Raw genomic sequence first — 14,512 nt, forward strand, 5'->3', positions numbered from 1 at the left:
GCCAGCTGGGTTTTGCGCCCGGCAGTTCGTACCTTCGCGAACTGAAAAATAGCCCTCTGTGAAGAATATCCGCAACTTTTGCATCATTGCCCACATCGACCACGGCAAAAGCACCCTGGCCGACCGTCTGTTGGAGTTTACCAGCACCGTGGCTAAGCGCGACATGCAGGCCCAATTGCTCGACAACATGGACCTGGAGCGTGAGCGCGGCATCACCATCAAGAGCCACGCCATTCAGATGCAGTACCCCTACAAAGGGGAAGTCTACACGCTGAATCTGATTGACACGCCCGGCCACGTCGACTTTAGCTACGAGGTAAGCCGCAGCATTGCGGCCTGCGAAGGTGCTCTGCTCATCGTGGATGCCTCGCAGGGCATTGAGGCCCAGACCATTTCCAATCTCTACCTCGCCATCGGGGCCGATTTGGAAATCATTCCGGTACTCAACAAAATCGACCTGCCGCACGCCATGCCGGAGGAAGTGACCGACGAAATCGTGGACCTCATCGGCTGCAAGCCCGATGACATCATCCACGCTTCGGGCAAGGCCGGCATTGGCATCGAAGCCATCCTGAACGCCATCTGCGAGCGGGTGCCCGCACCAGCCGGCGACCCGGAAGCCCCCCTGCAAGCCCTGATTTTCGACTCCGTTTTTAACTCCTACCGGGGCATCGAGGTCCTGTTCCGCATTAAGAACGGTGTGATGAAGAAGGGCGACAAGCTGCGCTTCATGGCCACCGGCAAAGAATACGGTGCCGACGAAATCGGTATCCTGGGCCTGAACCAGGAGCCCCGCACCGAAATGCGCGCCGGCAACGTGGGCTACCTCATCTCGGGCATCAAAGAGGCCCGCGAGGTAAAAGTCGGTGATACCATTACCCACGTTCACCGGCCCACTCCCGAAGCCATTCAGGGTTTCGCCGATGTGAAACCGATGGTATTCGCCGGCATCTATCCGGTTGATACCACTGAGTACGAAGAGCTGCGCTCCAGCATGGAAAAGCTGCAGCTCAACGATGCCTCGCTGGTGTGGGAGCCCGAAACTTCGGTGGCGCTGGGCTTCGGCTTCCGCTGCGGCTTCCTGGGCATGCTGCACATGGAAATCGTGCAGGAGCGCCTGGAGCGTGAGTTCAACATGACGGTTATCACCACCGTGCCGAGCGTGCAGTTCCACGCCACCGGTACCAAGGACCAAATGCTGACCATCAACGCCCCGAGCGAAATGCCGGAGCCGAACCTCATCAAGCACATTGAGGAGCCCTACATCAAAGCCCAGATTATTACGGCTTCGGAGTACGTAGGCCCCATCATCACGCTGTGCATGGACAAGCGCGGCATCATCAAAGGCCAGTCCTACCTGACTTCCGAGCGGGTAGAGATGAGCTTTGAGCTACCGCTGTCGGAAATCGTGTTCGACTTCTTCGACAAGCTCAAGTCCATCAGCCGCGGCTACGCCTCGCTCGACTACGAGCTGATTGGCTTCCGTGAGTCCGACATGGTGAAGCTCGACGTGATGCTGAACGGCGAGAAGGTCGATGCCCTCTCGGCCATTGTGCACCGCTCCAAGAGCTACGAGTGGGGCAAGCGCCTCTGCGAGAAGCTGCGCGAGCTACTGCCCCGCCAAATGTTCGACATTGCCATTCAGGCGTCCATCGGCCAGAAAATCATCGCCCGCGAAACCGTAAAGGCCCTGCGCAAAAACGTAATTGCCAAGTGCTACGGCGGCGACATCAGCCGGAAGCGCAAGCTGCTGGAGAAACAGAAGGAAGGCAAAAAACGGATGCGTTCCGTGGGTTCCGTCGAAATTCCGCAAGAAGCATTTCTGGCAGTTCTTAAAATTGATTAATAAAAAAAGGCCGGCTCCTGTGAAGGAGCCGGCCTTTGTATTTTAGGCCGTGAGCAGCAACTAATAAGTGCTGGGAGGCGTGTTTAAGGTATCAGCAGTCACCGCACCTTTGGGGTCGGGACCGTACTCGTTTGGTCCTCGCGTACCTTCAGTGCAGTAAAGAATGAGGTTGTAAATAGGAATGAAAATGTACCACCAGTCCTTGCCGACATCATGCATACGGCGAACGGAAAGGGCAATGAAAGGCACTATCATAGCAAAATAGAAGATGCCGACAAGTGCCGGAAAACGAATGACGCTTCCAATGCCACCAAACACTACAATACCAATTACCATAAACAGGTAGAATTGCCAAAACTCGGCGCGGCGAGCCCGGCCGCTAAACATAGCGTATTTGTTTTTGAGTACATCAAGAAAGTAGTTCATGAATGGTTGGTTGTTGGTGAAGAAAGGAGTTGGTGAAGAAAGGTAATGATGAGGTTACGGCAGCGCGAGCAATAAGTTTTAATAGAAATAGATTTTTCTTTTTTTTCTGTATATATGATTTCTGGAAACCCCGTTACCACGTCCAATCTCATCGACGGCAAGCAGACCGCCGAAGACATCAAAGTTGAAATCGCAGCCGCAGTGGCTGCCCTTAAAGCAACCGGGCAGAAAGTCCCGCACTTGGCCGCCATTCTTGTAGGCCACGACGGTGGGTCTGAGACCTATGTGCGCAACAAGGTGTTGGCCTGCGAACGGGTTGGCTACGAGTCCACATTATTACGTTTCGAAGATAACATCACCGAAGCCGAGCTGCTCGCTAAAGTAGCAGAATTAAACGAAAACCCCGCAGTTGATGGCTTTATCGTACAACTGCCATTGCCCAAGCACATCGACGCCGATAAGGTCATCGAAGCCATCCGCCCTGAGAAAGATGTGGACGGCTTTCATCCCATGAACCTTGGTCGGATGGTAGCTGGCTTGCCGGCATTGCTACCTGCTACGCCCTCCGGTATCGTAGAATTGCTGACCCGCCAGGGCATCAAAACTAGTGGTAAGCACGCAGTGGTTATCGGCCGTTCTAATATAGTCGGCACTCCGGTTAGCATTCTGTTAGCCAAGAATTTAGAAACCGCTAACTGCACCGTTACTTTATGCCATTCGCGTACTAAGAACCTGGCCGAAATATGTCGAACGGCCGACATTGTAGTAGCTGCCATTGGCCGTCCCGAGTTTGTGACAGCTGACATGGTTAGCCCCGGCGCAGTAGTAATAGATGTAGGTACCACCCGCGTGCCGGATGCGACCAAGAAAAGTGGTTTCGCCCTAAAAGGAGACGTGAATTTTGCCGAGGTAGCGCCGTTGGCTTCAGCCATTACACCCGTGCCTGGCGGAGTAGGTCCAATGACCATTGCGATGCTTTTATTGAACACTTTACGGGCTGCAAAGGGCGAAATCTACCCGCGCTAAGCAGGTTGATTTTTAGGAATATTTGGTTATAATATGACTGCGACGTACTTTTAAAGTCCGACGTTGGGAACGGTGTGTCCCAGGGTCGGCGTTAGGGTTGCTAGTCTTCCTGACGCTTTTTGTGAAAATACCCGTGACGTTACTCTCTGCTGAACTAATTGCATCTTCCCGCGATGGGACACCGCTGGCTACCGGCGAGCTACTGCCCGTAATGGAGCAGTTCTATACCATTCAGGGCGAAGGATATAATACCGGGCGTGCTGCTTACTTTATCCGGTTGGGAGGCTGCGACGTGGGCTGCGTGTGGTGCGATGTAAAGGAATCGTGGGATGCCGACGCGCATCCCCGCCAAACCGTAGCGCAGCTGGTCGCTGCTGTGCTCGAATACCCCGGCCGCGACGTCGTCATCACCGGTGGCGAGCCGCTGATGCACAATCTGGGGCCACTCACAACCGCATTACAAGCCGCCGGTTGCCGCACTTGGCTCGAAACTTCGGGCGCGCACCCGTTGTCCGGAAGCTGGGATTGGGTCTGTTTGTCGCCCAAAAAATTTAAGGCTCCTTTGCCGGAGGTGCTCGCGGCGGCCCACGAACTCAAGGTAGTCGTTTTCAATAGCCACGATTTTAGCTGGGCCGAAGAGCATGCTGCGTTGGTACCGGCCACAACTCGCTTATACTTGCAGCCCGAGTGGAGCCGGGCCGCCCGCATGACCCCCGAGCTGGTGGACTACGTAAAGCAGCACCCGCGCTGGCAGGTGTCGCTGCAAACGCACAAATACCTTGATATACCCTAGCTTACCCTATGCGTCGCAGTTCAGTGTTGGGGGCCTTGCGCCTCGCCATGATAAGTCTGCTGGGGCTAGCCTCTGCCGAAACGGCTTGGGCGCAACTGCCTCCCAAAGTGCAGGTGCCCACCAACACGAAGGCCCGCAGCCTGCTCGAAAAAGCACAGCAGCAGGTGAAGGAGCGGGATTTTATAAAGGCGGTTGAGACCCTTAACCAGCTCAATCAGAAGTTTCCCTCGTTTGGCGAAGCATTCTTGTTGAAGGGCTCCCTGTTGAAGGCGATGGGCGACAACCGAGGTACCCTCGCAGCCTATCGCGACGGCCTATCCAAGGTCACCCCCGATGCTACCCACGCTTCTGAGTTTCAACTGCTGGGCGACCTGGCCCTAAGCTATGGCGAGTACCAGACTGCTCTCGATGCCTACAAGCAGCTAATGAAGGTGGCGCCGAAAACGCAGAAAAACCTGAGTAAATCGCAGCGGCAGCTGCTCACCTGTGAGTTTGCCCTCGAAGCGATAAAGCACCCGGTAGGCGAAGCGCCCGTGGCCTTGCCTGCGCCGCTCAACGCCTTTAAGTTTCAGTATTTCCCAGCCCTGACGGCTGATAACCGCTTTCTGCTGTTTACAGGCCGCCCAGCGGCCAGCAGCGGCGAAGACCTGTATGTGAGCCGCCAGAATAAGGATGGTACCCTGGGCGAACCCGTGCCGATTTCGCCGGCTATCAATTCCAGCTATAACGAGGGGGCGGGCACTATATCGGGCGATGGCAAGACGCTGGTGTTTGCTTCCTGCGACCGGCCTAAGGCCATTGGTAACTGCGATTTATACATCTCGCGGCGCACCGGCAACAACTGGAGCCCGCCCGTGAACCTGGGACTGAACGTGAATTCCACCGAGTGGGATTCTCAACCCTCGCTTTCGGCCGATGGCCGCACGCTTTACTTCACCTCAACGCGACGCGGCGGCCAAGGGCAGGAAGACATTTACGTCACAACCCTACAGCCCGACGGCAACTGGAGCCCGGCCCAGAATGTAGGCACGCCTGTGAACACAGTGGGCAAGGACATGGCCCCGTTCATTCACGCCAGCGGTACCACGCTGTACTATGTCACCGATGGTTTGGTGGGTATGGGCGGCCTCGATGTATTCCGTTGCGAGAAGACCCCGGCTGGGGGCTGGAGCGAACCCAAAAACCTTGGTTATCCACTGAACACGTTTGAAAACGAGGCATCGCTCTTTATTACCTCCGATAACCAGCGGGGCTTTTGCTCCCGCAGCCGCGCCAGCGAAGAGCCGTCCGGTGGCTACCGGATGGCCCGTGAGCGACCTGTGGAGCTATTTGGTTTCTCCGTGCCGCCACCGGTGAAGGCGCGTGAGACAAGCACTTACACGCAAGGCCGGGTATTCGATGCCAATACCAAAAAGCCGCTCAAGGCCGAGGTCAAGCTATACGACCTTGATACCGATGTGCTGACTCAATTCGTAACCTCGGACCCCGAATACGGCGACTATACCGTGGTGCTCAACGAAGGCCATCATTACGCCATGTATGCGGCAGCCGATAAATACCTGCTCAAAAGCCTCAGCTTCGACTACTCTAACCAACACAGCTTCAATCCGACGGCGCTAGACATCTACTTGGAACCGGTGCGTTCCGGCCGCAGTGTGGTGCTAAATAACTTGTTCTTCGACACTAATAAGTACGACCTCAAGCCCCAGTCACGCACCGAGTTGAACCGGCTTATTGAGTTTCTGCGCCAATACCGCGATGTGCAGATTGAAGTGTCGGGCTACACCGACAACGTAGGCTCGCCAGAGGCCAATGTGCAGCTTTCGGAACGCCGGGCCCAGTCAGTGGTGACATATCTTTCGGAGCATGGCATTTCGACTACTCGCCTGCGTTCGAAAGGCTACGGAGCAAGCCACCCGTTGGCTGCCAATGATACCGAAGTACATCGGCAACTAAACCGCCGCATCGAGCTACACATTCTATAAAAGGCACGGGTTTTTATAGGCCCGCAACTGTCGAGTTGAGGAGCATTGTTTCTCAGGGCCGGTCGCTTTCTCCATTCGGCGACTGTATTGTCACAACAGACTCTTCCCGAGGCTTGGGTTAATGAGCGATTTTGCCGCATTGAACTCTTGCGTAGCTTTTAGCTGCGCCGACCTTCGACTGAACTAGCGCAGTTTCGCGCTACATTATCCCTGCTGATATACTGACTTAGTGACGGCTCTAAGCAGCCCAGTAACTGCATAGCAGTGTTGGCTAGCGGTACTCATGCTCTGAGGAAAAAGCCGCATAGTAGTGAAAGAACTATTCAAGAGTCTTTCGCCTCTATGCGACTATTGGCCACTTGGGTTTGGGTTGCAGAACGAGCTAGCAGCACAGACGATAACTGAGGATTAGTGCGGCAACGTTGTTATCTGAGCTACTCGCTGCGGGAGAAAAGCTATAATACCCATTTTTTGCCCCTCTTCCAGTACTTATTAAGGTGATGAAGTCGCACTTTAAGTGGAATGTAATTGTGACCAAACAAGGGCTTTTTACTTAAAGCAAGGCTTGAGAACAGGTGAAATATAATAGGATTCGCCGGTAAAAATGTGTGATTGAGCCAATAGGTTGAGTTTTTTTGTCTTCGCTGACCGATTTTTTACTTCGTCAGATTATGTCTATTAATCAGATGGTTATAATGATTTGCAAAAACTGTGTGATTAAAAAAGTGCCATAAAAGTCGTTTTTTGTTCAAATGGAATGTTTGACTAGGTTTGATGAACCCGATTGCACTGCATCAGGGCCGACAACTCATCTTACCACCATCAATCCCCATTTTATGAAAAACTTGTTCTTCGCTACCTGCATTGCTGCAAGCGTAAGCGCAACTCCGGTAGCAGTGGCAGCTGGCCCCGGCGACGGGTCTTACTCACACGCCATGATGGCCCGCGCTACCACGCTCACCCGGGCATTGGCGCAACGCATCCAGTTCAACGAGGCCCAATACCTCGCCGTGAAGCAGTTGCACATCAACATGCTCACTGAGCGGCGCGACCTGGAAATTCTCTTGAACGGTGCCAGTGCCGAGGAGCGCGACACCCGCCTTGCCGAAGCACAGCAGCGCTACGAAACCGAGCTGAGCCAACTGCTTCAGCCCCAGCAATTGGTAGCGTATCAGGCGCTCCGGAATAACTTTACCGCGCACCGCCTGAAATAGGGGAGGGCCACCTCCCCAAACGGACACGAAAAAGCCCGCTCCATAGAGCGGGCTTTTTGTTTTACCAGCCTTTAGATAGTTTTCAGTGCTGGTCAACCGGCTTCGTTCATTTGAAACCTGACAACGAGCAACTGACAACTAAAAACTAGCGGGCGTCGATTGTAGTGTAGTCGCGCTCCAACTCGCCGGTGTAAATCTGACGCGGACGGCCAATAGGCTCTTTGTTTTCGCGCATCTCTTTCCACTGGGCAATCCAGCCGGGGAGGCGGCCCAGGGCGAACATTACGGTGAACATCTCGGTGGGGATGCCGAGGGCTTTGTAGATGATGCCCGAGTAGAAATCCACGTTCGGGTACAGCTTACGCTCAATGAAGTACTGGTCGGTGAGGGCGGCTTGCTCCAACTCCTGCGCAATTTTCAGCAGCGGGCTGTCTTGCATGCCAAGGGCTTGCAGCACTTCGTCGGCAGCTACTTTGATGATTTTGGCGCGTGGGTCGAAGTTCTTGTACACGCGGTGGCCGAAGCCCATAAGACGGAACGAGTCGTTCTTATCCTTGGCCTTGGCAATGAACTTGCTGGTGTCGCCGCCGTCTTTCTCGATGGCTTCCAGCATTTCGATAACTTCCTGGTTGGCACCGCCGTGCAGTGGGCCCCAGAGGGCGTTGATGCCGGCCGAAACCGAGCCGTAGAGGCTGGCGTTGGCCGAACCTACGAGGCGCACGGTGCTGGTGGAGCAGTTCTGCTCGTGGTCGGCGTGCAGGATGAGTAGCTTGTTGAGGGCGCTAACCACTACCGGGTTGATTTCATACTTCTCGGTGGGGAAGCTGAACATCATGTAAAGGAAATTTGCGCAATAGTCCATGTCATTGCGCGGGTAGTTCAGCGGGTGACCCATGTTGTTCTTATAGGTCCAGGCCGCGATGGTCGGCATCTTCGCCAGCAGGCGGATGATGTTGAGTTCCATCTCCTCGGGGCCGAGGTCGGGCGACACGCTCTGCGGATAGAAGCCGGTGAGGGCGCAAATGAGCGACGACAGGATGGCCATCGGGTGCGTAGCCGAGGGGAAACCGTCGAAAATTTTGCGCATGTCCTCGTGCACCAGCGTGTGCTTGGTGATTTGGCCGCTGAAATTGTCGAGCTCGGCTTTCGTGGGCAGGGCACCGTAAATCAGCAGGTAGGCTACTTCCAGGAAGCTTGACTTTTCAGCCAGCTGCTCAATGGGATAGCCACGGTAACGCAGAATGCCTTCTTCGCCGTCGAGGAAGGTGATAGCGCTTTTGGTGGCGCCGGTGTTTTTGTAGCCCGAATCGAGGGTAACGTAGCCGGTTTGGTCGCGCAGCTTGCCGATGTCAAACGCTTTTTCGTGTTCGGTGCCTTCAATGACGGGCAAGGTGATTGACTTGCCGTCGAGAATGAGTTCAGCAGTTTCTGCCATGGGCGGGAGGAGTGTTAGGGGAATAGAGTGCGAAACTAAGGCATAAGCCCTAAGCCGGGAAATTTTTACGCGGTATTGGACCAGGTCAAGACAATCGAATGCACCGTGAGGTTTTATAAAATAGCCCTAAAAACCGATTTCAGGCCTTTTGGCAACGTTTGCGTCGATTTCAGCCAATCGCCAAGAGAAGACATGCGGACCCTGATTATTTACCGATGCAGAACTGGGTAAAAATGCTGGTGAGGAGGTCTTCGGAGGAAATTTCGCCGGTTATCTCCCCCAGTGCCGCTAAGGCATGGCGCAAGTCGGCCGCCAGCAGCTCGGTGCCAAAGCCGGTATCAAGGCCTGCCTGCACGGCGGCCAGATGGGAAGCGGCCGTTTCGAGGGCGCGGGCGTGGCGGACATTGGTGACGATGGTGGCGGAATCAGTGTTTTCGAGCGCCGAACCGCGCACTTGGGTAAGCAAAGCGGTCTGCAATGCTTCAAGTCCCTGGTTTTGGCCGGCAGCTAGCAATACCAATGGGACCTGAACCGCCGGAAATTTCTGGTCAGCCTGGAATTTGGCTGCAAAAGCGGCCTGCGCTTCGGGCGTAGCCAGGTCGGTTTTATTGCCTACCGCAATGACGGGGAGTTCCAGCCCTGCCGTTAGCTCCTGAATTTCCGACTCTACCTCGGCCGGACCCATCTCCGTCAAATCGAACAGATATAACAATAGAGCGGCTTGGCTGACACGCTGCCGGGTGCGACGCACCCCAATGGCTTCCACTTCATCGGCGGGGTTATCGCGCAGGCCGGCCGTGTCCACGAAGCGAAAGCGTAGGCCATCAATACTCACTTCATCCTCAATAAAATCGCGGGTCGTACCGGGAATAGCGGATACAATGGCGCGCTCCTCGCGGAGTAAAGCGTTGAGCAGCGTGGATTTGCCAGCATTGGGCTGTCCGGCGATGACGGTGGTGATGCCGTTTTTGATGACATTCCCCAACTCGAAAGAGCGGAGCAAGCCGAGCACCACGCCGCGCACTTCGGCCAGCAACAATGCTAGGCCGGTGCGGTCGGCAAATTCTACATCTTCTTCGCCAAAATCCAGTTCCAGTTCCAGCAAGGCAGCAAACTTGATGAGGCGGGCCCGTAGGTCGCGCAATTCCTGCGAGAAGCCGCCGCGTAGCTGATTCAGGGCCACGCGGTGGCTCAGGGCAGAGTCGGCGGCAATGAGGTCGGCGATGGCTTCGGCCTGGGCCAGGTCCATGGCCCCGTTGAGGAAGGCGCGTTTGGTGAATTCGCCGGCTTCAGCGAGGCGGGCGCCGTGGCGCAGGAGCAGGGCCAGTACCTGTCGCACCACATAGTCGGAGCCGTGGCAGCTGATTTCGACTGCATCTTCGCGGGTGAAAGACTTCGGGGAGCGGTAGAGCGCAGCCACTACTTCGTCCAGAATTTCACCGTTGTTAGGGTCGCGCAGGGCGCCGTAGTGCAGGGTGTGGCCGGCAGCATTGGCAAAGCTTTTCTTAGAAAAAACAGCGGCCGTAATCGCAATGGCGTCGGGGCCGGAAAGACGGATAACGGCCAGGGCGCCCGCGCCCGGTGGGGTCGAAAGGGCGACAATGGTATCGGAGAAAATGGTCTGAACCACGGATTTTTCGGATTAGCTTCGCTCAACTGTGTTTGTTCGAATTACCCGGATGTAGCGGGTGCTCGATTCGAAGGCTCACTTACGCTGTCACAAACAAATTGCGGCTTACTTCGGCTGAAATCAAAGCTGTGTTTTCTTGATTGATTCGGATTTCGAAGGAGTTATCAAATGTTACCTTATCCATTACTTCAACTGCCGCACCCAGCTGCAAACCCACTTTGTCGAGGTATTGGAGGAAGGGAGCGGAGGTGTTTTTGACGGCGGCCAGCGTGCCGCATTCGCCCTGGCAGAGGTCGGCCAGGAGGCGGTGGGCGGGGCGGCGCATGGCGCCGTCTTCGGCCGGGATTGGGTCGCCGTGCGGGTCGAGGGCGGGGTGGCCCAGGAAGGCATCCAGCCGCCGCATGAGCAGCGGCGATTGCACGTGCTCCAACTCCTCGGCTACTTCGTGCACCTCATCCCAATTAAAGCCGAGCTGCTGCACCAGGAATACCTCCCACAGCCGGTGCTTGCGGATGGTGAGCAGGGCCAGCCGCTGGCCTTCGGCCGTGAGCTGCACGCCGCGGTATTTCTCGTAGTTCAGCAGGCCTTTCTCGGCGAGGCGGCGCAGCATGTCCGTAACGGAGGCGGCGCGGGTGGCCAGCGCCGCCGCAATGCGGTTGGTGCTGACGCCCGCCGTATCCGGCTCGGCTTCGGCCAGCTTGAAAATGGCTTTTAGGTAATTTTCTTCCGTATGACTGGGAAGCTTGGAATGCTGACTACTCGAAGTGGGTTCGCTCATGCAGAAGGGGCGGAACGGTAAGGCCAGTGCCCGGCAGTACAAAGAAATGCACACCAGACCCTGGCCCTGACCGTCAACCTAAAAATTACTAAACCTAAAATTTCAACAGCGCCGATGCCCAGGTGAAGCCTGAGCCAAAGGCGGCCAAGCATACCAGGTCGCCGGGCTTGATTTTGCCTTCCTGTACGGCTTCGCTCAGGGCAATGGGAACGGAGGCGGCGGTGGTGTTGCCGTAGCGCTGGATGTTGCTGAATACCTTGTCGTCGCCGAGGCCCATTTTCTGCTGCACGTATTGCGTGATGCGCAGGTTGGCCTGGTGCGGGATGAGCATATCGATATCCGAGGGCTGGTAGCCGTTCTGGTCCAACGCTTCTTTGATGACCTGCGGGAAGCGCACCACGGCATGCTTGAACACGTTCTGGCCGTTCATGTAGGGATAGAGGTCCTGCTTGTTAGCCACCACGTAGTCAGCGCGGTTGTCACGGTTTGAACCAGGCTCTTTGACGATGAGCTCTTCGGCGTGCTCGCCCTGCGCGTGCAGGTGGGTGCTGAGGATGGCGTGCTCGTCGGAGGTGCTGGGCCGCAGCAATACCGCCCCGGCGCCATCGCCGAAAATGACGGAAACACCCCGGCCTTCGGGCGACTTATCGAGGCCGGAAGAATGGATTTCGGAGCCTACCACTAGCACCGTATCGTACATGCCGGTGCGGATGAATTGGTCGGCCACCGAGAGGGCGTAGATGAAGCCCGAGCACTGGTTGCGCACGTCGAGGGCCGGGCAGTTGTTGGTCATGCCCAGCTCACGCTGCATGAGCACGCCGGAGCCGGGAAAGAAATAATCGGGCGAGAGCGTGGCAAACACAATCATCTGGACCTCGTTGGCTTCTACACCGGCCATTTCGAGGGCCTTGCGGGCGGCGTTGGCGCCCATGTTGGCGGTGGTGTCCTTGCCTTCCTCAAACCAGCGCCGCTCCTGAATGCCGGTGCGCTCCTGAATCCAGGCATCGGAGGTGTTCATCATGGGCTCGAGCTCCACGTTTTTGACGACCCGGCTCGGGACGTAATGGCCGACGCCGGCGATGAAAGAGTGACGTAAAGTTGCCATGAATAACGAAGGATTGAGGTGGGAATTTCGGACAGGGAATTACCGAACTATGTATGATAAATTGAGTTTCGAGCGCGCGCTTTGGCGCGAAATGGGGCGCAAAGGTGGCGGTTTAAATAACAGTATCCAGCAAATGCCACAATTTTTTGCCTTCGCCTGTCCATAGTGCCTCTTTAGGTAGACCATTGGGATAGAAGCGGCAGTGCTCAAAAGCATTTCGCACTTGGGTAGCCGTTTCATCGACTGGAGTCAGCTCAAGCATCATGCCGCCTCCATGCTGCCCCATGGTTTTCGCCCACAACGCATTGCGGGGGATAAGTATCGGCAGCCCCAGGGCGAGGTATTCAAACAGCTTGGTGGGGCGGCAGCGTTCCGTGCTGGGGTGTGGCCTGTAGGGTAATAAGCCGAGGTGACTGTGTGCTATTGCGCCTACAATGGCGGCGTGCGGCACCGGCTCGGCTCCGCCGATGAGCGTGAACAGGGCCGGCTGCTGGGCTACAGTGTCTTGCAGCCGCTGAAGTAGCCCCGGCTGCTGGCAAAACCCAATGATGGTGCAATGCGCGCTGCCCGGCCACGTAGTAGCCAGTGCTTGCGCGAGGGCAATGGCTTCCCATATGCCGTTAAGCTCCGAAATAGTGCCGGAATAAAGCAGCTGCAGCGACTCGTGCAGCATTGGGTGCGGGCGCGCCTGGGTGGGCGGCGCTTCACCGGGAGCGGGCTGGTATTTGTTTTCCAGCACAACAACACGCTCCGGCGGTAGCTCGCGCAGAAAAGGTAATTCGGTGACGTAGCTTTCTTCGGCTAGCAGCAGGCCGCTGGCTTGCCGGGCGGCCCAGCCTTCCACCCAGCGCAAACCCGCCGCCAGCCAGCGGCGCGTGAGGCCTTGGTACACCCGCTGCGTCGAAACGTTCAGGGCGTAGTTTTCGCGGATGTCGTAGAGAAACTGGCGGCCTCGGCCCAGCCGTTGCCATAGCAGCGTGAGGGGCAGCAGCTCCGGCGCATGCACGATGACCAGGGCCGGACGGAGCACTTGCAGCAGGCGCCAGTAGCGCCATTGGGCCGTTAGCCGGTTTAGGCTAAGGCGCGAGCCCTGAAAAATGGGGTGTTGTTTCACTTGCGAACTGGCTACAGCCGGGTCCTGCGGAAAGGCGCTGGCTGAAGCCCGACCCGCAATGTGCACCTGTACGTTGAGCCGCTCGCGCAGCGTTTCGGCAAACTTGCCCCGCATGCGGGTATCGTCCACGGGCTTCAGCACCGAAGCCAGCAATACCCGCACCTGAGACGAACCGGAGCCAAACACGCGTCAAAGATGGTAGTTTTGCCGGTCTAAACCCAGCAGCAGACGACTGCCGCTACTTTATTCCAGTTCTAATGGCTGACCTGCAAACCCAAATTGAAGCCGCCTGGGCCGACCGTGCCCTGCTCCAAACCGCCGAAACCAAAGCTGCCATTGAGCACGTTATCGAGGAACTCGACAAAGGCCGCCTGCGCGTGGCCACCCCGCCCACCGAAGACGGAGGAGAGTGGACCATTAACGAATGGGTGAAGAAGGCGGTGATTCTCTACTTCCCCATCCGCCAGATGAATACCCAGGAAGTGGGTCCATTCGAGTACCACGACAAAATGCTGCTTAAAACCGACTATGCTGGCCAGCAGGTGCGCGTGGTGCCGCCCGCCGTGGCCCGCTACGGCGCCTTTCTGGCCCCCGGCGTCATCCTCATGCCCAGCTACACCAACATCGGCGCCTATGTGGGCGAGGGCACGATGGTGGACACCTGGGCCACTGTGGGGAGCTGCGCCCAAGTGGGCAAAGGCGTGCATCTGAGCGGCGGCGTGGGTCTCGGCGGCGTGCTGGAGCCCGTGCAGGCAGCCCCCGTCATCATCGAGGACGGCGCCTTCATTGGCTCGCGTAGCATCCTCGTGGAAGGCTGCCGCATTGGCAAGGAAGCCGTGATTGGCGCGGGCGTCACCATTACCGGCAGCACCAAAATCATCGACGTGACTGGCCCCGAGCCCAAGGAATACAAAGGCTACGTGCCGCCGCGCTCGGTAGTCATTCCCGGCTCCATCGCCAAGCAGTTTCCAGCAGGGGAATACCAAGTGCCGTGTGCGCTTATCATCGGCCAGCGCAAGCCCAGCACGGATTTGAAAACGAGTTTGAATGATGCGCTACGAGACTTTGGTGTGAGTGTCTGAACCACGGATTCGACGGATTTCTCGGATTTCACGGATTTTGTGGACGGCGCTTCTTGGTAATTTCCTGTGAGTGTGTAA

Annotated in this window: 12 protein-coding genes; 6 read left to right on the forward strand and 6 right to left on the reverse strand. The window is 56.7% G+C overall.

The window, feature by feature from the left end; all coding sequences use genetic code 11:
* The first annotated feature begins 58 nt into the window (after positions 1-58).
* The gene (lepA, locus tag J4E00_RS18360; protein ID WP_208176718.1) at positions 59-1,846 is read left to right on the forward strand and encodes a translation elongation factor 4; all 1,788 of its coding nucleotides are present in this window, start codon (positions 59-61) and stop codon (positions 1,844-1,846) included.
* Between the two features lie 60 nt (positions 1,847-1,906).
* On the opposite strand, the gene J4E00_RS18365 is transcribed toward lepA, so the two are convergent.
* Positions 1,907-2,272 carry a DUF805 domain-containing protein gene (locus J4E00_RS18365; protein WP_208176719.1) on the reverse strand — a complete coding sequence of 122 codons (366 nt, stop codon included), beginning with the start codon at positions 2,270-2,272 and terminating at the stop codon, positions 1,907-1,909.
* Positions 2,273-2,386: 114 nt separating this feature from the next.
* On the opposite strand from J4E00_RS18365, the gene J4E00_RS18370 reads away from it, so the two are divergent.
* The 4 genes from J4E00_RS18370 (at position 2,387) to J4E00_RS18385 (ending at position 7,290) form a co-directional block, all read left to right on the forward strand.
* Positions 2,387-3,298 (forward strand): bifunctional 5,10-methylenetetrahydrofolate dehydrogenase/5,10-methenyltetrahydrofolate cyclohydrolase, encoded by a 912-nt coding sequence (locus J4E00_RS18370; RefSeq protein ID WP_208176720.1) that lies wholly within the window; start codon positions 2,387-2,389, stop codon positions 3,296-3,298.
* A gap of 211 nt (positions 3,299-3,509) precedes the next feature.
* Positions 3,510-4,091 carry a 7-carboxy-7-deazaguanine synthase QueE gene (locus J4E00_RS18375; RefSeq protein WP_208176852.1) on the forward strand — a complete coding sequence of 194 codons (582 nt, stop codon included), beginning with the start codon at positions 3,510-3,512 and terminating at the stop codon, positions 4,089-4,091.
* 8 nt (positions 4,092-4,099) lie between these two features.
* Positions 4,100-6,076 carry an OmpA family protein gene (locus J4E00_RS18380; protein WP_236049931.1) on the forward strand — a complete coding sequence of 659 codons (1,977 nt, stop codon included), beginning with the start codon at positions 4,100-4,102 and terminating at the stop codon, positions 6,074-6,076.
* Positions 6,077-6,912: 836 nt separating this feature from the next.
* On the forward strand, positions 6,913-7,290 hold the full coding sequence (locus J4E00_RS18385) for a hypothetical protein (protein WP_208176721.1): 378 nt from the start codon (positions 6,913-6,915) through the stop codon (positions 7,288-7,290).
* Positions 7,291-7,435: 145 nt separating this feature from the next.
* Here the strand turns inward: J4E00_RS18385 and J4E00_RS18390 are convergent, their stop codons facing one another.
* The 5 genes from J4E00_RS18390 to J4E00_RS18410 all read right to left on the reverse strand — a co-directional run bounded on the left by J4E00_RS18390 (position 7,436) and on the right by J4E00_RS18410 (position 13,538).
* Positions 7,436-8,725, reverse strand: coding sequence for a citrate synthase (locus J4E00_RS18390; RefSeq protein ID WP_208176722.1), 1,290 nt, complete (start codon positions 8,723-8,725; stop codon positions 7,436-7,438).
* 205 nt (positions 8,726-8,930) lie between these two features.
* The gene (gene mnmE, locus J4E00_RS18395) at positions 8,931-10,355 is read right to left on the reverse strand and encodes a tRNA uridine-5-carboxymethylaminomethyl(34) synthesis GTPase MnmE (RefSeq protein ID WP_208176723.1); all 1,425 of its coding nucleotides are present in this window, start codon (positions 10,353-10,355) and stop codon (positions 8,931-8,933) included.
* 79 nt (positions 10,356-10,434) lie between these two features.
* Entirely contained in the window at positions 10,435-11,133 is a 699-nt protein-coding gene (locus J4E00_RS18400) for a metal-dependent transcriptional regulator (RefSeq protein ID WP_208176724.1), read from the reverse strand.
* A 94-nt stretch (positions 11,134-11,227) separates the two neighbouring features.
* Positions 11,228-12,238 carry a 3-oxoacyl-ACP synthase III family protein gene (locus tag J4E00_RS18405; protein ID WP_208176725.1) on the reverse strand — a complete coding sequence of 337 codons (1,011 nt, stop codon included), beginning with the start codon at positions 12,236-12,238 and terminating at the stop codon, positions 11,228-11,230.
* A 112-nt stretch (positions 12,239-12,350) separates the two neighbouring features.
* A complete protein-coding gene (locus tag J4E00_RS18410) occupies positions 12,351-13,538 on the reverse strand; it encodes a glycosyltransferase (RefSeq protein WP_208176726.1) in 1,188 nt (395 codons plus the stop codon).
* A 71-nt stretch (positions 13,539-13,609) separates the two neighbouring features.
* Here J4E00_RS18410 and J4E00_RS18415 point away from each other — a divergent pair, with 71 nt between their 5' ends.
* On the forward strand, positions 13,610-14,434 hold the full coding sequence (locus tag J4E00_RS18415; RefSeq protein ID WP_208176727.1) for a 2,3,4,5-tetrahydropyridine-2,6-dicarboxylate N-succinyltransferase: 825 nt from the start codon (positions 13,610-13,612) through the stop codon (positions 14,432-14,434).
* Positions 14,435-14,512 lie beyond the last annotated feature (78 nt).

The organism is Hymenobacter negativus (assembly GCF_017571495.1).
Taxonomy (GTDB): Bacteria; Bacteroidota; Bacteroidia; order Cytophagales; family Hymenobacteraceae; genus Hymenobacter; species Hymenobacter negativus.